The following is a 17,894-nucleotide window of genomic DNA, read 5'->3' as shown; positions in this document are numbered from 1 at the left end:
GGACGCGCCCCCGGAACGTGCCCGTACCGAGAGGCGTCAGAGGCGCGGCACGTCGATCTTGTCGATGTCCGGCGAGTAGCCCTCGCCGCTGTCGAAGGTGACCGTGTTGCTGCCAGCCTTCAGCGTGACCGGCACACTGATCGAATCGACGGCCTGCCAGCCGCCGGTGGCCGGGAAGGCCGTCGCGACGGGCGCCTTGCCGTTGGCCGAGACGCCGATCGACCGCGGATCGCCTGAGGTGTAGGCGACCTTGACCAGATAACGGCCCGCCTTCTGGACGACGACGTCCGTGAACTGGACCTTGCCGCCGACGTAGAGATTGCCGACCTTCTTCGTGCCCGAGCACTCGTCGCAGTCGGCGACGGAGGCGGAGCCGGACAGGACGTTGTCCGGGGACTCCGCCTCGTAGGCGGTCGTCTTCAGATCGCGGCCCTGCGGGGTGACGGTGAACAGCCGCGAACCGTGCGCCGGGACGGCCTGGGTGATGCCGTCCTTGTGCCTGCCGAGGCTCTCGCGGTTCCACACGTCACGTACGGACGCCTGGCCGGTGAAGCCGAGCGACTGCCAGTCGGCGGTCACCGGCGAGGGGGAGTCACCCTGGTTGAACAGGGCGACGGTGTAACTGCCGTCGGGGTTCTGAGACGCCCAGACCTGCTCGTCGCCGACCGAGGTGACGGGCTTGGCGGGCTTCCCCGGCTGCTGGTTGATCTTCAGCACGTCGCGGTTGGTCATCAGCGACAGGCCGTAGTCGTCCAGCTTCGTGAGGTCGTCGCCGCTGTAGAGCGGCGACTTGGCGACCGCCCACAGCGTCATGTAGCTCTGGCGCTCCGCCTTGGTCAGACCGCTCATGCCGGCGTTGCCGACATTGATCGCGTCCAGGTCGTTCCAGCCGCCCGGCCCGGCGTACCGCGTCCAGCCCGGTGTGTCACGCCACCGGTCCTCGACCGAGTTCTCCCACGACACGAGGGTGTTGCAGTAGCACTCGACGTCCGTGTCGACACGCCAGCCGTTGGACGTGGCCTTCCAGTCCTTGGCGTAGTTGATGTCGAGCGACCACGAGATCTCCAGATGGATGGGCCGTCCGGTGCTCTTGATGGCCTTCTGCCAGGCGGCGACGTCCGTCCTGTTGTCGTAGTTGTCACCGCTCTTGAAGGAGCCGGGCCCGACACCGTCGAGCTTGAGGAAGTCGTAGCCCCAGTCGGCGATGAGCTGTGCCTGCGAGTCGATGTACTTCTGCGCGCACGGCTTCGAGAAGTCGATCTTGTACGAGCTGTCCCAGCCGTTGGTCGTCCGCAGATCCTCGTGGACGATGTCGCCGGTGGTGCAGTCGTCGGTGTTCCAGATCCGCAGCTTGCCCTCGCCGTACCCCTCCTTCTCCAGACCGACGGGGAGGTAGATGCCGGCCTTGAGACCCTTGCCGTGGATACGGTCGGCGACCGCCTTCATCCCGCTCGGGAACCGCTCCGTGTTGGTCTTCTGGCGCCCGTACTCGTCGAATTCCGGTGTCCAGTCCCAGCCGCGCCACCAGCCGGCGTCGATGTTGACGTACTCGTAGCCGTACTTCTTCAGCTTGGACGCCAGGGCGTCCGTCTGCTTGTTCACGTTGGCTTCGGTGAGATAGCTGTAGCTGCCGTTGGGGTTCACCCCCGGATACGAGGTGGTCTGGAGGCTCCAGCTGCTCCAGCCCATGTACGGCTTCTCGGCCACGGCGGCGGTGCTCCGCGCCGAGGTCGCCTGATCGGTTGCCGTCTGGGGGAGTTGGGCCTGGGCCGTGGTCGGCACGGCGACCGCGAGACCTGCCGTGACGGCGAGTACGAGCGCGGCGCGCAGCGTTCTCGCGACGGTGCGAGTGGGTGGGCGCATGAGAGGGAGCCTCCTGCTTTCTTGTGAAGGGGAGGTACGGGGGTACGGGATGCGGCTACTTGCCCGCGCCGATCGTCAGACCGCTGATGAACTGGCGCTGGAGCGCGAAGTACACGATCAGCGTCGGAATCGCGGTCATCAGCGCACCGGCCGCGATGAGGTTGGGATTGGTGAAGTACTGCCCCTCCAGGCTCGCGAGCGCGGAGGTGACGGGACGCTTGTCCCCGGTCTCGATCAGCACGAGCGGCCAGAAGAAGTCGTTGTAGATCCAGATCGACTCCAGCGTCGCCAGCGCGGCGAACGCCGGCCGGCACAGGGGCAGCACGATCTGGAAGAACTGCCGCCACACGGGCGCGCCGTCCACGAGCGCGGCCTCGGTGATCTCCTTGGGGATCGTCTTCATGTAGTTGCTCAGCACGAAGGTGCAGAAGCCGCACTGGTAGGCGATATGGATGACGATGATGCCCCAGTAGGAGTTGTAGAGCAGATGCGAGTCGCTCATCCAGCCGGGCAGGTTCCACTGGAGGTACAGCCGGTAGAGCGGGGTGATGAGCACCTGGGCGGGGAGCAGGTTGCCCGCGGTGAACAGCATCAGCAGCGCGATGTTCCAGCGGAAGTCGAAGCGCGAGACGTAGAAGGCGACCGCGGCGGAGAAGAACAGGGTGCCGAGCACGGCCGGCACAGTGACGAGCACCGAGTTCCAGAAGAAGTGCGCGAGACCCGACTGCGCCCACGCGTCGGTGAAGTTCTCCAGGCTCAGACCGCTGGGCCAGGAGAGATAGCCGTTCTTCGCGGTGTCCTCGTACGGCCGCAGCGAGGTGTACATCGCCCACAGCAGCGGGACCAGCCAGAGCAGGGAGATGCCGGCGAGGAAGAGATGACGGCCGGTCTGGCGTCGCGGGCGGGACGGCTTCGCGGGAGCTGCGCCGTGCGGTGCCCGTGGCGGGGCGGCCGGAGGTGTGGCGGTCGCGGTCACTCCCCCTCCTTGTCCTTGCGGAAGTTCTGTACGAGGAAGGTGCAGATGGCGGTCAGCGAGACCAGCAGCATGATCACCGCGATCGCCGAGCCGTAACCGATGTGGCTGGTCTCCCCGACGATGTTGTCGGTGATCAGGAGGGAGAGGAGTTCCAGACCGGGCTTGCTGCCGATGCCGCCGCCGAGGACGTACACGATGTCGAAGGCGCGCAGCGACTCCATGGCCGTGACGACGAGGATGACGATGTTGACCGGCTTCAGCGCGGGGAAGACCACGCGCAGGAACGTCTGCCGGCCGTTGGCGCCGTCCAGTGCGGCGGCCTCCTTGAGCGCGGGGTCGAAGCCTTTGAGCCCGGCCAGATAGAGGATCATGATGTAGCCGGTGTGCCGCCACGCGGACGCGACGAGCACGGCCCACAGATTGAGGTCGGGGTCGCCGAGCCAGTCGATGTGGGTGCCGGGCGACGCGGCACCGATGATGCCGTTGAGCAGCCCGTTGTCCGGGTTGTAGATGATCTCCCAGATCAGGCCGACCACCGCGAGTGAGAGCACCATGGGCAGGAAGATCGCGGTCTGGTAGATCCGGGTGAAGCGGATCTTCCGGTCGAGCTGGTACGCGAGGAAGATGCCGAACGGCGTCGGCAGCAGCGCGGTGAACAGCAGCCAGATGACGTTGTGCTGGACGGCCGGCCAGAACGGCGGGTAATTGGTGAAGATCTCCCGGTAGTTGCCCCAGCCGATCCAGTCGATGCCGGACAGCGAGAGGCCGTCCCAGCTGGTGAAGGAGAGCGCGAACGAGGCGAGCGCGGGCAGCCAGACGAAGACCAGCAGGGCCAGCAGCGGCACACCGACGATGACGCCGAGGAAGAGGCGGTCGCGCAGGCCGAGCCGGCGCGGCCTGCGCCGGCGGGCCGATACGCCGGGCGCGGCCGGCGCGACCGGTTCCTCCGGTGCTCTGAGTGTGGAAGTCATAGGGGTGGGCGTCCCTCGGGCGGGTCGACGGGGTGGCGGCTCGGGATCGGGATCGGATCAGCCGGAGAAGAAGCGCGAGCGCTGGGACTCGATCTTCTTCAGCGTGGCCGCGCCGTCGTCGGGGTGGCCGAGCCACTGCGTCAGGCCGGGCAGTACGACGGTGGAGATGAATCCGGGATCGCTGTCCCGGTCGCCGAACTGGGTGATGTGCTTGGCGGCGCCGATCAGTTCGGCCGACTTCTTCTGCAGCGCGTTGTACTTGCTGGTGTCGGCCTTGCTGTGGACGGCGACATTGCTGGGGTCGACGCCCATGTAGATGCCCTCCGCCTCGGGGCTGCCCAGGAATTCGAGGAACTTGACCGCGCCTTCGGCGTTCTTGGGCTCGCGGCTGAGCATGAATCCGTCGGTCGGCGCCTCGACACTGTCCATACCGTGCGCCGGGTCGATCTCCGGGAACGGGAAGAAGTCGATGTCCTCGCGCAGCGCCTGGTCGGTGATCTGCTGGCCGAGGAAGAGCCCGATGACCGCCATGCCGGACTTCTTGTCGAGCAGCGACTGCGCCGCGTCCTGCCACGAGCGTCCGCCGGCGCCCGGCTGGTAGTACGGGGCGAGTTCGCGCCACAGGTCGAGGACGGTGCTCATGCGCCGGTCGCTCCACGCGACGTTGCCACGCATCAGGTCCATGTGGAAGTCGTAGCCGTTGGCGCGCAGGTTCAGATAGTCGAAGGCGCCGAGGATGGACCAGCTGTCACCGCCGCCGTAGCCGGAGGCGATCGGCGAGAGCCCGTCCTTCTTCATCTTCTTGGCCAGCGCGACGAATTGGGCCCAGTTCGTCGGCGCGGTGTAGCCGCGCTCCTTGAAGACGCTCTTGCGGTAGAAGACGGCCCACGGATAGTTGTACAGCGGGACGAAGTAGTACTTGCCGTCGGTGCCCTTGGAGAGCTGCTTGGCCGCCTCGCTGAATCCGGAGCCGATGGTCTCCCACACCTCGTCGACCGGACTGGCCAGCTTCTTCTCCGCGAAGTACTGCATGCGGTAGCCGGCGAACCAGGTGAAGGTGTCGTCCGGGGTGCCCTGGAGATAGCTGGAGATGCTCTTCTGGAAAGTGTCGTGGTCGACCGTGTTGGTCTTGACCTTCAGCTCGGTTTCCCCGGTGAAGGCCTTGGTCAGCGCCGCGTACGCCTTCTTGGGGGTGGCGTCGGCGCCGTTGGATCCGAACGTCACGGTCTTCGGGTCGCCGGCGGGAGGGCCGCCGCCGCACGCCGCCAGGGCGGGTCCGGCGAGGGCTGCGGCTCCCACTCCCATGAGTCCGTTGACGACGCTGCGTCGTCTCGGCCCACCGGTGGTGGGTATGCGGCTCTGCTGCGTCATCGCTTCTCCTGGAAGGTGTCGGATCCGATGAAGGTCTGGATCGCGGTGGCCGCGGCCCCGCGCGCCCACTCCTCGAACGGCAGCGGACGCGTGACCACGTCGCACTGATCGGCGGTACTGAAAGCGGTCGCGGAGAACGCTTCCTTGATCTGGGCGGCGAACAGGTCGTACGCCGCGAGTCCTTCGCCCGAGATGATCACGCGCTCGGGGCCGAGCAGATTGACCACCGTGCCGATCGCCCGGCCGATCGCGGCGCCCGCGTCCGCGTACGCCGCGCGGGCCACCGGGCTTCCGCCGTGCGCCAGTTCGAGCGCCTGCGCGGGGTCGGCCAGCGGCTCGCCCGTGTCTCGCCGGATACGGCGCACGATGGCCGAGTCCGAGGCGATCGCCTCGACACAGCCGTGGTTGCCGCAGTGGCACAGGGGTCCGCGCGGGTCGATGGACAGATGCCCGATCTCACCGGCCACGCCGTGCGCCCCGGCGACCACCCGTCCGTTCACCACCAGGCCGCAGCCGATCCCGGCGCCGACTGTGACCAGGGCGAAGTCGGAGAGTCCCACTCCGGCGCCGAACCACTGCTCGGCGACCGTCAGCGCCCGTACGTCGTTGTCCACGGTGGTGGGCAACCCGGTGGCCGCCGCGGTGAGTTCGGCGAGGGCGATGTCGCGCCAGTCGAGGAACGGTGAGTAACGGACGACTCCGGCCGCCCGGTCCACATCGCCGGACACGGCGACCGCGAGACCCTGCACCTGGACGCCGAAGCCCTCGGCCTCCGTCCTCAACTCCGCCGTCAGTTCGGTGATGACGGCGATCACGGCCTCGGGCTCACGGTCGGTGAGCGGTACGTGGCGGGCCAGCCGGATCCGGCAGCACAGGTCCGCCAGGACCGCGATCACCTCGTCCGCCGTCACTTTCACACCGATGAACAGGGCCCTGCCGCCGTCCACCCGTACCGGGTTGGCGGGCCGGCCGACGGCCGGCGGGGCGCTGTCGTCCGCGGCCTCGACGAAGTAACCAGCCGCCATGAGCGGGCGTACGGCCTTGGTCACCGCGGCGGACGAGAGGCCGGTTCGCCGGGACAGCTCGACGCGGGACAGCGGGCCCTGGGAGAGCACAGTGGTGAAGACCAAGGAGGCGGCGGGGGTGGCCGCCGGAAACGCCTCCACCTGGTCGGTCGTTGACATGGCCGGAAACGTAGGTGAGTTAATTTCCTCTGTCAATAAAAAAAGCAGGAGTCCTGCGAAATAGAAGTTGATCATCCCCATTCCGGGGAAAAGTTGGCTGTGACCGGGTACTTGACAACGGATCAAAGGATGGATTGGCTACCTGCCGTCACAGTGCTGCCCCCGAACGTGAGGATCTCCATGCCCCAGATCTCCTACGCCCCGGACGCCGCCCTGTGGTTGCTCAACACCCCGAACACCTCGTACGCGGTGCGGACCGACAGCAGCGGAGCGCCCTGCCACGTGGCCTGGGGCGGCAGGCTGACCCTGGACGAGGCACGGGAGATCGCCGGACGCCCCCACCCGGTGGACCGAGAGGCCAACAGCTTCGAGGGCCGCCCGCCGGTCGGCGAGGAACTGCCCGTCGACGGCGGCGCCCGCTACGGCGTGCCCTCGCTCCAGATCCGCTTCGCCGACGGCACCCGCGCCGTCGAATGGGAACCCGTCTGCCACGACATCCGCGAAACCCCGGACGGGGCCGCCGAGTTGGACCTCGTCTTCCGCGACCGGCACTACCCGCTCGGCATCGGCCTGCACTACCGCGTCCACCACGACAGCGACGTGATCGAACGCTGGACGACCCTGCGCAACACCGGCACCGACGACATCGTCGTGCTGCGCGCCGACTCGGCGGCCTGGACCCTGCCGCCGCGGGCCGACTACCGGCTCAGCCATGTCACAGGACAGTGGGCCGCCGAGACCCAACTCCGGCGCGGGACACTGCCGTTCGGCGAGACCGTGCTGACCAGCAGACGCGGCATACCCAGCCACCATCTGAACCCGTGGGTCATGCTGGACGACGGTGAAGCGAGCGAGGACCACGGCCAGGTGTGGAGCGCCGCGCTCGCCTGGAGCGGCAGCTGGCGCATCACCGCCCAGCGCACCTCCGACGGGCGGGCCGGCTTCACAGGCGGCGCGGGACACGACCAGACGACCCTGCGCCTCGGCCCCGGCGGGACACACACCACGCCGCGCTTCGCCGGGCTCCGCACCGAAGGTGGCTTCGGCGCGGCGAGCCGCGCCTGGCACGCGTACATCCGCGCCCATGTCCTTCCGCACCCCGACGAGATACGCCCCGTGCTGTACAACTCCTGGGAAGCCACCGGCTTCGACTTCGACGAGAAGCGCCAGATGGCCCTCGCGGCGCGCGCCGCCGCACTTGGGGCCGAGCTGTACGTCATGGACGACGGCTGGTTCGGCGCCCGGCGCGGCGACCGGGCCGGACTCGGCGACTGGACACCGTCACCCGACCGGTTCCCCAAGGGCCTCGGGCCACTGGCCGACGAGGTGCACCGCCTCGGCATGCTCTTCGGACTCTGGGTCGAACCGGAGATGGTCAACGCCGACAGCGACCTCTACCGCGCACACCCCGACTGGATCCTGCACTTCCCGCACCGTACGCGGACCGAGCTGCGCAACCAGCTCGTACTCAACTTCGCCCGCGACGACGTCGCCGACTGGGCGTACGGGTGGCTCACCGCGCTGGTCGCCGACAACGGCATTGACTTCCTCAAATGGGACATGAACCGCCCCTTCAGCGAGGCCGGTCCGGCCGGGCCGGGCGGTGACGACCGGCTGTGGAGCACCTACGTGCACAACCTCTACCGCGTCATCGACCGGCTGCGCGCCGACCACCCCCGGCTGCGGATAGAGGCGTGCAGCGGCGGCGGCGGACGGGTGGACCTCGGGATCCTCTCCCGCACCGACCAGGCGTGGCCTTCGGACAACACCGACGCGGCCGACCGCGTCGCCATCCAGCACGGCTACAGCCAGCTCTACCCGGCGTCGACCATGGCCGCGTGGGTCACCGACGTACCCAACGAACTCACCTCCCGCACCGTGCCGTTGGCCTTCCGCTTCCATGTCGCGACGGCCGGGGTGCTGGCCGTCGGCGGAGACCTCACCAACTGGTCGGACGAGGAGATCGCCGAGGGCGCCGGGTTCGTCGCCGCGTACAGACAGGTCCGCCATCTCGTCCAGCACGGTGTCCAGTACCGGCTGCGGGCGCCCGGGGACGACGGGCCCACCGTCGTGCAGTACGCGTCGCCCGACCGGTCGGAGGCGCTGGTGCTCGCCTGGCAGCGGGCCCCGCGCCGGGGCCGGCCCGAGCTGCCCGTCCATGTCGCCGGTCTCGAACCGGGGACCGTCTACCGGGATGTGGCGACCGGGGCGGCGCACCACGCGACGGTCCTGATGGAGCACGGACTGCCGCTGGAGCTGCCGGCGGGGGACTGGGCGAGCACGGCGGTCCATCTGAGGCGCGTGTCCTCCTGACGCTTCGTCGGCGTCGCGGGGTCATCTGTGGCGCCCGAAAGCCCCGCCCTTCGGCAACGGGTGTGACGCGAGGCATCCCATCGCATCCGGATCACCTGTTTCAGGCCACGCCGAGCGGCAACACGAACCTCATGACTGCAGACAGCGAAGCGAACAAGACCCTGAACGGCAAGGCCGCGACGGTCGGCGCGAGCACGAGGTCGGCAGCCGCCAAGGCACGTCGCACCACCGGCTCCGTCGCCGACCGCGCCAAGGAGAACTCGGCGGGGGCGGCCTCCAAGGCCAAGTCCTCCGCGCGGGCCGCCTCCGCGCGGGCCGCCTCCGCCGGCCTGGCGACCGGCCGGCAAGTCGTCATGTCGACGGCGGGCAAGGCCGCGTCCACGGCCACCACCGCGTGGACCGTCGTCAAACACCGCAAGGCGGTGGCGGCGGGAGCCGCCGCCGGAGTCATCGGTATGGCGGGAGGAGCCTTCGCCCTCGGCCGCCGGACGGTCACGGCGCGGCGCGGCCCCCTCACCCGGCTCACCGGCGGGCGGATCTGACAGCACCGACAGCATCACCACGGAGGGCCGACGGACTGCCGTCGGCCCTCCGTGCGTCTGCCGCCACGAGGCGGCCGGTCCGGCCGTGTCGTGTCACCCGCCCGGACGCCCTCCGGAACCGTACGATCGGACCCGTTGTGCGGTGATCACACCATCACCGTCCCTTTCGGTCCCTGGATGGCGCGATGTGCTGGAGCGCGACCGCCGACCTCACCGCCGGTATCTGTGTCGGGGCGATCGGAGTGGCCTGCGTGGCGTGCGTACGCCGGGTCCGCGATCTGCCGCTCGCCGCGCTGCCCCTGCTGCTAGGCGCCCATCAGATCGTCGAGTCCGTCGTCTGGGACTCGGGCGGCGGCGCCGGGCCCGCCACCTTGGCCTGGGCCGTCATCGCACTGCCCCTGCTGGCGCTCTGGGTCCCGCTGGCCGTCCTCGCGGTCTCGCCGCCCGGCACCCGTCGGCGGCTCGCCGTACCCCTTGCCTCCGGTGTCGCCACCGCCGCCGCGCTGTCCTACTACCTCGCCACCAGAACCGTGACGGCCGACATCCGCGGTCACACCATCGGATACTCCGTCCACCTGCCCCAGCCGGAGATCGTCGTCGCCGGCTATCTCCTCGCCACCGTCGGGGCGCTGCTGCTCGCGGGCGACCGGACGGTGCGGCTGCTCGGCGTGCTGGTCGCCGCCGGCGCGGTGCTCTGCGCGCTGATCTGGCGCCTGGAGTTCATCTCGACCTGGTGCGCCTTCGCCGCGCTCGCCTCCGTCGTGATGCTCGGCTGGGTCCGGCGGCGTACGGGAATGCCCGGACCGGCGGCCTGACGGCTCACGGCCGGCGCGCGACCACCATGCGGCAGCGGGGGCCGCCGTCCGGCAGCCGCCCCAGGCCGTCGAGCGCCACGAGATCCACCTCGAAGCCCGTGCGGGTCAACTCGTCCACCACTTCGGTGAGCCGGAACGTGCGGTAGTACATGACGAAGGGCGGACGCCACACGGCGTTGCGCGCCCGCATCGCCGCGTCGAAGCCCCAGAGCGTCCAGTAGAGAGACGAGCCGACGCGCGGCGGCGCGGGCACCGGGAAGGCGAAAGTGCCGCCGGGCCGCAGGACTTCACGCACCCGGGTGAAGAGTCCGGGTCGCTCCGACGGCAGGAAGTGGCCGAACGCGCCGAAACTCACGGCCAGGTCGAAAGCGGCCCGGAAGGGGAGGGCGCGGGCATCGGCCTGTACGAAATCCACGGCGGGCCCGCCCGAACCGCCCTCGCCCGAACCGCCCTCGCCCGTACCGTCCTTCGGCAGCACGGCGGACCTGGCGGCGGCGAGCATGCCCGCGCTGAAGTCGACCCCCGTGACCCGCTCGACGCAGACCTCCCGCAGGACGTCCACACCGGCCCCGGTGCCGCAGCAGATGTCCAGACCGGCACGGAAGGGTCCGAGCGGTCCGAGGACGTCGGCCACGGCGTCCAGCACCGTGTCCGGCGTACGGAAAGGGGTCAGATCGAACTTCGGGGCGAGCAGGTCGTAGCCGCGCTCGGTCGACGAGAGCGCCTGCACGGTCAGTTCGCGGAGGGTCGGGCCCTGTGGGGTGAACATCACGGGCCAGCCTACCGAGAGTTCCGACACGCGACACGGGGAGGGGACATTCGCGGACGCTTCCCTCTCCCGGGGGACATAATGCGGCTCGCGGCACGCCGCCACTGCACTGTGCGGGTGTTGTCGGACGTCACGCTTGATCGTTTCTGTGGTCTGGGAGCGAGGAGACGTGTAGCGTCAGTTTTAGCTGTCGTGGTTCCGAAGTACTTTGTCGCCCGTGATCACAGTCGCGGGCGATTCGGCTGTTCAACGTCTCTGAGGACCAGGGCGATCACCTCCGGTTCCCGCACGGTGCGGGGACCGTTATGAGTCCTTTGGAGGACACATGGCCAGCGGTACCGTCAAGTGGTTCAACTCGGAAAAAGGCTTCGGTTTCATTGAGCAGGACGGTGGAGGCCCCGACGTCTTCGCCCACTACTCCAACATCGCCACCCAGGGCTTCCGTGAGCTCCAGGAGGGCCAGAAGGTGACCTTCGAGGTCACGCAGGGCCAGAAGGGCCCCCAGGCGGAGAACATCGTCCCCGCCTAGGACATCTCGTCCAGGGACACCACGTGTCCACCTGCGCCCCGGCACCTCAGGTGCCGGGGCGCAGGTGCGTCATGACGGGGTGTCAGGAAGTGGCAACCAAAGAGGTGTAGTAAGTGCTCAGGGCGCCGAGGTACGCCGGATCCCTGGTGTCGTGATCGCGCTCGAACACCGGAGCGCCCTTGGCGGTCGACTTCGTACACGCGACCTGAATCACCCGCGCGGCCGGATCGATCGAGGTCACCAGCCCGGCGGGAATGACGAGACTCTTTCCGAAGACCCACATCCCGGTGTCCACCACCAGGTGTTCGAACGGTGAGCCTTCGGACTGTCTGTCCACACTTCCCACCGTTCCGTCGGTCGCATGGACGCTGTAACCGGTGAGGTCCATACCCGGCACATGGCCCGACCCGACCGCGAATACCCACATGTCAACCATCCCGGCCCTCACTCTCGTTCGACAGTCGCGGCGAGATCACCGCTCAAGGTGCACTTGCCCCCCGGGCCCACCCAGCAACCACGTGCGGTTCAGCAAGGTGTTACGTGATGGCCGGTTTCGGGGTGGACACATCGACGGAAGTACCATCGCGACACACGGGGGACGTCATTCAGGCGCCATGCAGAGGAAGTGAGCCATTCATGTCCGACAGTGCCGTCACCGAGTTCACGAGCGTCCAGTCGCAGTACGAGGCCCAGGTCGCCGCCGATCTGGAGAACAACACGGAGGAACGGAAACGTCTCCGCGGCGAGATCGAGTCGCTTCAGGCCAAGTTGGAGACCCTGGAGCACGACCACACCCTGCTGCTCGGCGTGCAACGGGTGTTCGCCGGCGGATCCGGGGCCGGGTCCGCGCGGAGCGCGAAGGTGCCCGGGGCGCGTGTGCCCAAGCGCCCCGCGAAGTCGTCGGCCGGGTCCGCGGCGGCGCCCAAGTCCTCCAAGACCTCCTCGTCGAAGACCCCCGCGTCCTCCAAGGCCTCCGCCAAGGCGCGGACGCGGGCCAAGGCCCCCGCGAAGCCGGCCGCGGCGGCCTCCGGTGCCGCGGGCAACGCCGAGAAGCAGCCCAGCCTCGCCCAGTTGGTGAGCACACTTCTGGCCGCGCACGGTGAGCCCCGCTCGGCCGCGGAGATCTCCGCCGAACTGGCCTCGGACCACCCGGCGCGCAACTCCAACATCAATGTCGTACGCAACGCGCTGGAACTGCTCGTCGCCAAGTCCGAGGCCCACCGCGCCAAGCAGAAGAAGTCCGTCTTCTACACGTACGCCGGACGGGACGGGGCCGCCGTGCCCGCGCCGCGCGCCGATGCCACCCCGGCGGCGGTCTGATCAGGCCACGCGAAGATCCGCGGCGGCGTCCTCGTCCCACTCGATCCCGAGACCGGGGGGCTCGGGCCACCTGGACGTTGAAGACCTCCGCGGCGTGCGCGACCTTCAGCCACGGGTGATGCCGCCGACCCCGGCGGGCATCGACCCGTACGATGCCCGCCGTGCCCGCCGTGCCCGCCGTGCCCGCCGTGCCCGCCGACGGAGACTCGGCGAAGTGCCCCGCGCCGCGGATGGATTCACCCACGGCGACGGGCACCGTCGTCGAGCGCGTGAGCAGGGCATGGCCGGCGGATCGCCTTCGCCGCCGTCAGCGGCTCGCGAGAACGATGTCCGGGGCGCGGATGTCTTCTCTGTGGGAGGCCGTTCCTATAGGTTTTCGCTGATAAGGGATTCCCCGCGGACGGTGGTGGAGGGCTGATGCAGCGCATCGCACAGGTGATCAAGGTGCGGCCGGAGAAGCTCGCGGAGTACCGGGAACTCCACCGGGCGGTCCCGGAGCCCGTACTGGCCCGGCTGCGCGCCAGCCACATCGCCAACTACTCGATCCACCTGCTCGGCGACCGGCTGTTCAGCTACTTCGAGTACCACGGCGACGACTTGGCGGCCGACCTCGCGGCGATGGCCGACGACGAGGCGACACGCGAGTGGTGGAAGACGACCGACCCCTGCCAGGAGCCGGTCCCCGAGGCGGCGCCCGGCGACTGGTGGGCGCCCATGGAGCGGGTCTTCCTGATGGAGTAGCCGCATCCCCCCGTAAAGGCGATCCCTATAGGATACGGGTACGGCTCGGGCGGCAGAGGAGGACCTGACCTTGGCGGACTCGATTTCCGGCCGGACAGGGGGCGCGGCGGCCTCCGGTGCCCCGGAACCGCCGCGCCAGGTACTTGCCGACAGCGTGTACGAGGCCATCAAGGCGATGGTCATGGACCACGAGATCGAGCCCGGCGCCCGCGTCGGTATCGAATCCCTGGCCCGGACGCTCGAAGTGTCCCCGACACCCGTACGCGAGGCGCTGGCGAGGCTGGAGTCCGACGGGCTCGTCACCAAGCGCTCGCTCGCCGGCTACCGCGCCACCGAGCTGCTCACCCCGCAGGGCCTTGAAGAACTGTTCGAGATGCGGCTGCTGCTTGAGCCGAGAGCGACCGCGCTGGCCGCGGTGAACGCCGACGACGAACAGCTCGACCGCATCGAGGACCTGGTGGAGGAGATGCGCCGGCGGTCGGGACCGGGCGAACGGTCCGTCGTCCACCGCGAGTTCGCCGCGGCCGACCAGCGCTTCCACGACACGATCGCACGGGCGGCCGGCCGTCCCCTGCTGGCCGACGCGGTGGAGCGGCTCCACTCGCATCTGCACATCTTCCGGCTCGGCGCTGTCCCGGGGGCCGGCCCGCTCACCCTCGCCGAACACGACCGCATCCTGCGCGCGATCCTGCGCCGCGACCCTGACCGGGCGGCGGAGGCGATGTCGGAGCATCTGCGGCGCAGTCTCGAACGCCGGCGCGACCGGCAGGGCCCGGACGCCTGACGGCCCGAGCGCGTACGTACGCGTCAGAGCAGCGTCGCCTCGTGCTCGGCCATGCGCCGGAACTCCCCGAGGTCGTAGTTGGCCAGCGTCGAGTCGAGATTGGTGAGCGCGCCCAGATGCTCCACGAACCCCTTCGGGTCGTACTCGATCTGGAGCGTCACCCGGCTCTCGGCGTCGCCGAGACGGTGGAAGGTGACCACCCCCGCGTGGTGCACGCCCTCGGAGGTGCGCCACGCGATGCGGTCCTCGGGGACGACCTCGGTCAGCTCCGCGACGAAGCTCTTGTCGGCGCCGGGCAGCGAGACCTGCCAGGCGAACATCGACGCGTCGATGCGCTCCACGTGCTTGACGTGGCTGAGGAAGGAGGGCCAGCGCTCGACGTCCTTCCACAGGGACCAGCTCACGGCGACGGGCGCCTTGATGTCGACGGCTTCGATCAGTGAGGACGTCATGAGTGTTCTCCTCCTGCGGTGCGAGACGGCTTCATCTGCCATCCGGTACCCGCCCGACCGGCTTTCACCGCCCGCCCACCCACGCACTCCGATGTGTCGATAGTCATTCTCCGGCGTTCCTGGGACATCCCTTACGTAACCTTCGAACAGGTGACCTTCAGCCTGACGCCCGGCGATGACAGGCTGTCCTTCGTACGACGCACCACACGTCACGGAAACACCCAGGAAACACCCGAATACCAGGCGCCACCGCACCTTCACTCACTCCCGCACCACCAGGCGCCACCGCACCACCGACCGAAGATCAGTACGAGAGGCACCCGTGATCCCGAACACCCTCGACACCCCCCGCGACCACCTGTCACGGTCCGCCCCGGACTGGTGGCGCGAAGCCGTGGTCTACCAGGTGTACGTCCCGAGCTTCGCCGACGCGGACGGCGACGGGATCGGCGATCTCCGCGGGATCACGGACCGGCTCGACCATCTCGCCGGTCTCGGCGTCGACGCCCTGTGGCTCACCCCCTTCTACCCCTCTCCCTGGACCGACGCCGGCTACGACGTCTCCGACTACCGGGGCGTCGACCCGCGCCACGGCACCCTCGACGACTTCCGCGGCCTCGTACGGCGCGCGCACGGACTGGGCCTCAAGCTCATCGTCGACGTCGTACCCAACCACTGCTCCGACCAGCACCCCTGGTTCGTGGAAGCGCTCGCGTCACCGCCCGGCTCTCCGGCGAGGGACCGCTTCATCTTCCGCGACGGGAGAGGCCCGGACGGCAGCCTGCCGCCCGCCGACTGGAAGTCGAAGTTCGGCGGCGGCGCCTGGACGCGAGTGCCGGACGGTCAGTGGTACATGCACATCTTCTCCGCCGAGCAGCCCGATCTGAACTGGGAGAATTCGGACGTCCTCGCCGACTTCGAGGGAATCCTCCGCTTCTGGCTCGACCTCGGGGCCGACGGCTTCCGGATAGACGTGGCCCACGGCCTGCGCAAGGACCTCGTGGAGCCCCTGCGGGACACCGGCGGTCGCGACTCCGCCTCCCTGAACTCCCCGACCGAAGGTGAGAACCACCCCTTCTGGGACCGCGACGAGGTCCACGACATCTACCGGGCCTGGCGCAAGATCATCGACTCCTACGCTCCTCCCCGGATCACCGTCGCCGAGGCGGGTGTCAGCGCGGCCCGGCTGCCCCTCTACACCCGGCCCGACGAACTCCACCAGGCATTCAACTTCTTCCATCTGCGCTGTCCCTGGGACGCCGAGGAGTTCCGGAAGGTCATCGACACCTCCCTCACCGGCGCCCGCGCCGTCGGCACCCTGCCCACCTGGGTGCTCTCCAACCACGACGTCGTACGCCACCGCACCCGCTACGCCCTTCCGCAGGGCATCGACTACCGCGCCTGGCTGTCCGGCGGCGGCACCGACCCCGCGCCGGACGACGCCCTCGGCCACCGGCGGGCCAGGGCGGCGGCGCTCCTGACCCTCGCCCTGCCCGGCAGCGCGTACCTCTACCAGGGTGAGGAGCTCGGCCTTCCCGAGGTCTCCGACCTGCCCCTCGACGCCCTGCGCGACCCCATGTGGGAGCGGACCGGACGTACCACCAAGGGCCGCGACGGCTGCCGCATACCCATCCCGTGGACCCGCTCAGGCAACAGCCACGGCTTCGGCCCCGGCGGCAGCTGGCTCCCGCAACCGGACGGCTGGGGCGAACACGCGGTGGAGGTCCAGACCGGGCGCCCGGACTCCTTCCTGGAGCTGTATCGCACGGCCCTGTCCGTACGCACCCGCTTCCGGGGCGACGAGTCGTTCACCTGGCTGCCCGCCCGTGACGGCGAACTCGCCTTCCGCAAGGGCCGGTTCGAATGCCGGATCAACCTCTCCGAGCATTCCCTGCCGCTCCCTGAGGGCACCGTGCTGCTCGCCAGCGACAGCCTGGAGGGGGACATGATCGGCCCCGACACCGCCGTATGGATGGCGGCGGCGGGCGGCTGACCGGGGTGTCACCCGAATGGCCGAATCCCCGCTGATCCACTCGAAGCCCGGCAGGGCGCGTGCGGTGCCCCTTTGTCCCCCGGATGGGCCAAAGGGGCGTTTCCCCCTGTTGCCACCCGCCGTCAGCAGGTGCCGCATGGAGATAACGCGAGTCAGCAGACGCGCGGGGATACCGGACCCCGCCGGCTCGCCGCCAAGGAGTGATCACTGATGGCAGCCGACGATGTCTTCCACCACGTGGGCGAACTCACGGGGCTGACCGCCTACGACGCAGCCGGGGAGAAGATCGGCAGTGTCGAGCAGGCGTACCTCGACAACGAGACCGGCCGCGCCGAGTGGGTGACGGTCAAGACCGGAATGTTCGGCATGAAGGAGTCCTTCGTGCCCCTGGCGGGTGCCCGTCGCGACGAGAACGGACTCCAGATACCGCACGCCAAGGAACTGGTCAAGGAAGCCCCTCGGATGGACGCCGACGAGCACCTCGACGTCGCCCAGGAGCAGGAGCTGTACGACCACTACGGTCTCACCCGCCCCAGCGGGCGCAGCGGGTCGCCGGGTATGAGCCCCGCGGCCGGCCGGACCGGCAAGGAAGGCATGACCGGCCGGGAGAGCATGGGCGACGGCGGCCGGGGCCGGGCGGACGCCATGGGGACCACGGGCCAGGCGGCCACCACCGGCGGGCCCGACACCTCCAAGGCGGCCACCGCCTCCGCCACCGGTCGCGGTGAGGAGGACATGGTGCGCTCGGAGGAACGGCTCCGGGTGGGCACCGAGGAGCACGAGTCCGGCCGGGCACGGCTCCGGAAGATCGTGGTGACCGAGAACGTCACGACCACCGTGCCCGTCACCCACGAAGAGGTCCGTGTCGTACGCGAGCCCATCAAGCCGGGCGACCGCACCATCGGCCGGTCCCCCATGGGCAACGCGGAGACCGAGGTGATCCTGCACGCCGAGGAGGCGGTCGTCCGTAAGGAGGCCGTACCGGTCGAGCGTGTGCATCTGGAGACGGAGAAGGTCACCGAGCAGAAGGAGGTGTCGGCCGAGGTCCGCAAGGAGCAGGTCGAGTACGACGCCCCCGGACAGGACGACAGGGGACACGGCGGCAGGCGCGGTCCCAGCCACTGAGCCTCCGAGTCCCGCGCACCGGCGTGGGGGGGGGGGGGCGCCGGGGGGCGCCCCCCCCCCCCCCCCCCCCCCCGCGGGGGGGGGGGGGGGGGGGGCGCCCCCGCCCCCGGGGGGGGGGGGGCGGCCCGGGGGGGGGGGGGGGAGAA

General features: G+C 69.5%; 17 protein-coding genes. 9 read left to right on the top strand and 8 right to left on the bottom strand.

Going from position 1 to position 17,894, the window contains the following annotated elements:
- Positions 1-36: 36 nt before the first annotated feature.
- The 5 genes from ACFWHU_RS33660 to ACFWHU_RS33640 are packed head-to-tail and all read right to left on the bottom strand — an operon-like array spanning position 37 to position 6,365.
- The gene (locus ACFWHU_RS33660) at positions 37-1,863 is read right to left on the bottom strand and encodes an alpha-galactosidase D (RefSeq protein WP_387229641.1); all 1,827 of its coding nucleotides are present in this window, start codon (positions 1,861-1,863) and stop codon (positions 37-39) included.
- A gap of 55 nt (positions 1,864-1,918) precedes the next feature.
- On the bottom strand, positions 1,919-2,839 hold the full coding sequence (locus ACFWHU_RS33655) for a carbohydrate ABC transporter permease (RefSeq protein WP_387229639.1): 921 nt from the start codon (positions 2,837-2,839) through the stop codon (positions 1,919-1,921).
- Entirely contained in the window at positions 2,836-3,810 is a 975-nt protein-coding gene (locus tag ACFWHU_RS33650) for a carbohydrate ABC transporter permease (protein ID WP_387229637.1), read from the bottom strand. Before ACFWHU_RS33650 ends, ACFWHU_RS33655 begins: the two co-directional genes overlap by 4 nt.
- A gap of 57 nt (positions 3,811-3,867) precedes the next feature.
- Positions 3,868-5,181, bottom strand: a complete 1,314-nt coding sequence (locus tag ACFWHU_RS33645) for an ABC transporter substrate-binding protein (RefSeq protein WP_387229635.1) — start codon at positions 5,179-5,181, stop codon at positions 3,868-3,870.
- The gene (locus ACFWHU_RS33640) at positions 5,178-6,365 is read right to left on the bottom strand and encodes an ROK family protein (protein WP_387229633.1); all 1,188 of its coding nucleotides are present in this window, start codon (positions 6,363-6,365) and stop codon (positions 5,178-5,180) included. The genes ACFWHU_RS33645 and ACFWHU_RS33640 overlap by 4 nt, the downstream gene beginning before the upstream one ends.
- A 180-nt stretch (positions 6,366-6,545) precedes the next feature.
- Here ACFWHU_RS33640 and ACFWHU_RS33635 point away from each other — a divergent pair, with 180 nt between their 5' ends.
- The 3 genes from ACFWHU_RS33635 to ACFWHU_RS33625 all read left to right on the top strand — a co-directional run bounded on the left by ACFWHU_RS33635 (position 6,546) and on the right by ACFWHU_RS33625 (position 10,035).
- Complete coding sequence (locus ACFWHU_RS33635; protein ID WP_387229631.1) at positions 6,546-8,678, top strand: alpha-galactosidase; 2,133 nt, start codon at positions 6,546-6,548, stop codon at positions 8,676-8,678.
- Positions 8,679-8,809: 131 nt separating this feature from the next.
- On the top strand, positions 8,810-9,220 hold the full coding sequence (locus tag ACFWHU_RS33630) for a hypothetical protein (RefSeq protein ID WP_387229629.1): 411 nt from the start codon (positions 8,810-8,812) through the stop codon (positions 9,218-9,220).
- Between the two features lie 185 nt (positions 9,221-9,405).
- On the top strand, positions 9,406-10,035 hold the full coding sequence (locus ACFWHU_RS33625) for a DUF6629 family protein (RefSeq protein ID WP_385802360.1): 630 nt from the start codon (positions 9,406-9,408) through the stop codon (positions 10,033-10,035).
- 4 nt (positions 10,036-10,039) lie between these two features.
- Here the strand turns inward: ACFWHU_RS33625 and ACFWHU_RS33620 are convergent, their stop codons facing one another.
- The gene (locus tag ACFWHU_RS33620; RefSeq protein WP_385802362.1) at positions 10,040-10,804 is read right to left on the bottom strand and encodes a class I SAM-dependent methyltransferase; all 765 of its coding nucleotides are present in this window, start codon (positions 10,802-10,804) and stop codon (positions 10,040-10,042) included.
- Positions 10,805-11,129: 325 nt separating this feature from the next.
- Here ACFWHU_RS33620 and ACFWHU_RS33615 point away from each other — a divergent pair, with 325 nt between their 5' ends.
- Positions 11,130-11,333 carry a cold-shock protein gene (locus tag ACFWHU_RS33615; RefSeq protein WP_023543681.1) on the top strand — a complete coding sequence of 68 codons (204 nt, stop codon included), beginning with the start codon at positions 11,130-11,132 and terminating at the stop codon, positions 11,331-11,333.
- An 82-nt stretch (positions 11,334-11,415) separates the two neighbouring features.
- Here ACFWHU_RS33615 and ACFWHU_RS33610 read toward each other — a convergent pair whose 3' ends face one another.
- Positions 11,416-11,721: a PRC-barrel domain containing protein gene (locus tag ACFWHU_RS33610; RefSeq protein WP_385802365.1), complete on the bottom strand. Its 306-nt coding sequence runs from the start codon at positions 11,719-11,721 to the stop codon at positions 11,416-11,418.
- A 248-nt stretch (positions 11,722-11,969) separates the two neighbouring features.
- Between ACFWHU_RS33610 and ACFWHU_RS33605 the strand changes: the two genes are divergently transcribed.
- From ACFWHU_RS33605 to ACFWHU_RS33595, 3 genes are all read left to right on the top strand, one after another.
- Positions 11,970-12,653 (top strand): hypothetical protein, encoded by a 684-nt coding sequence (locus tag ACFWHU_RS33605; RefSeq protein ID WP_387229626.1) that lies wholly within the window; start codon positions 11,970-11,972, stop codon positions 12,651-12,653.
- A gap of 417 nt (positions 12,654-13,070) precedes the next feature.
- Positions 13,071-13,394 (top strand): L-rhamnose mutarotase, encoded by a 324-nt coding sequence (locus tag ACFWHU_RS33600; RefSeq protein WP_385802369.1) that lies wholly within the window; start codon positions 13,071-13,073, stop codon positions 13,392-13,394.
- 175 nt (positions 13,395-13,569) lie between these two features.
- Positions 13,570-14,178, top strand: a complete 609-nt coding sequence (locus tag ACFWHU_RS33595; RefSeq protein WP_387229681.1) for a GntR family transcriptional regulator — start codon at positions 13,570-13,572, stop codon at positions 14,176-14,178.
- 23 nt (positions 14,179-14,201) lie between these two features.
- Here the strand turns inward: ACFWHU_RS33595 and ACFWHU_RS33590 are convergent, their stop codons facing one another.
- Positions 14,202-14,630, bottom strand: a complete 429-nt coding sequence (locus ACFWHU_RS33590) for an SRPBCC family protein (protein ID WP_385802371.1) — start codon at positions 14,628-14,630, stop codon at positions 14,202-14,204.
- 322 nt (positions 14,631-14,952) lie between these two features.
- Here ACFWHU_RS33590 and ACFWHU_RS33585 point away from each other — a divergent pair, with 322 nt between their 5' ends.
- Together ACFWHU_RS33585 and ACFWHU_RS33580 are read left to right on the top strand one after the other, a co-directional pair.
- Positions 14,953-16,623, top strand: a complete 1,671-nt coding sequence (locus ACFWHU_RS33585) for a glycoside hydrolase family 13 protein (protein ID WP_387229623.1) — start codon at positions 14,953-14,955, stop codon at positions 16,621-16,623.
- 210 nt (positions 16,624-16,833) lie between these two features.
- A complete protein-coding gene (locus ACFWHU_RS33580) occupies positions 16,834-17,748 on the top strand; it encodes a DUF2382 domain-containing protein (RefSeq protein ID WP_387229621.1) in 915 nt (304 codons plus the stop codon).
- Positions 17,749-17,894: the final 146 nt, after the last annotated feature.

The organism is Streptomyces sp. NPDC060366, assembly GCF_042725135.1.
Taxonomy (GTDB): domain Bacteria; phylum Actinomycetota; class Actinomycetes; order Streptomycetales; family Streptomycetaceae; genus Streptomyces.
The sequence above is the reverse complement of the archived record's forward strand: the minus strand, read 5'-3'. Positions and strand labels throughout refer to the sequence as shown.

Coding starts and splice junctions, on each gene's coding strand:
- ACFWHU_RS33650 (WP_387229637.1), bottom strand. CDS start 3,810: ATGACTTCCACACTCAGAGCACCGGAGGAACCGGTCGCGCCGGCCGCG.
- ACFWHU_RS33615 (WP_023543681.1), top strand. CDS start 11,130: ATGGCCAGCGGTACCGTCAAGTGGTTCAACTCGGAAAAAGGCTTCGGT.
- ACFWHU_RS33620 (WP_385802362.1), bottom strand. CDS start 10,804: ATGTTCACCCCACAGGGCCCGACCCTCCGCGAACTGACCGTGCAGGCG.
- ACFWHU_RS33660 (WP_387229641.1), bottom strand. CDS start 1,863: ATGCGCCCACCCACTCGCACCGTCGCGAGAACGCTGCGCGCCGCGCTC.
- ACFWHU_RS33630 (WP_387229629.1), top strand. CDS start 8,810: ATGACTGCAGACAGCGAAGCGAACAAGACCCTGAACGGCAAGGCCGCG.
- ACFWHU_RS33590 (WP_385802371.1), bottom strand. CDS start 14,630: ATGACGTCCTCACTGATCGAAGCCGTCGACATCAAGGCGCCCGTCGCC.
- ACFWHU_RS33600 (WP_385802369.1), top strand. CDS start 13,071: ATGCAGCGCATCGCACAGGTGATCAAGGTGCGGCCGGAGAAGCTCGCG.
- ACFWHU_RS33580 (WP_387229621.1), top strand. CDS start 16,834: ATGGCAGCCGACGATGTCTTCCACCACGTGGGCGAACTCACGGGGCTG.
- ACFWHU_RS33595 (WP_387229681.1), top strand. CDS start 13,570: ATGGTCATGGACCACGAGATCGAGCCCGGCGCCCGCGTCGGTATCGAA.
- ACFWHU_RS33640 (WP_387229633.1), bottom strand. CDS start 6,365: ATGTCAACGACCGACCAGGTGGAGGCGTTTCCGGCGGCCACCCCCGCC.
- ACFWHU_RS33605 (WP_387229626.1), top strand. CDS start 11,970: ATGTCCGACAGTGCCGTCACCGAGTTCACGAGCGTCCAGTCGCAGTAC.
- ACFWHU_RS33625 (WP_385802360.1), top strand. CDS start 9,406: ATGTGCTGGAGCGCGACCGCCGACCTCACCGCCGGTATCTGTGTCGGG.
- ACFWHU_RS33635 (WP_387229631.1), top strand. CDS start 6,546: ATGCCCCAGATCTCCTACGCCCCGGACGCCGCCCTGTGGTTGCTCAAC.
- ACFWHU_RS33610 (WP_385802365.1), bottom strand. CDS start 11,721: ATGGACCTCACCGGTTACAGCGTCCATGCGACCGACGGAACGGTGGGA.
- ACFWHU_RS33645 (WP_387229635.1), bottom strand. CDS start 5,181: ATGACGCAGCAGAGCCGCATACCCACCACCGGTGGGCCGAGACGACGC.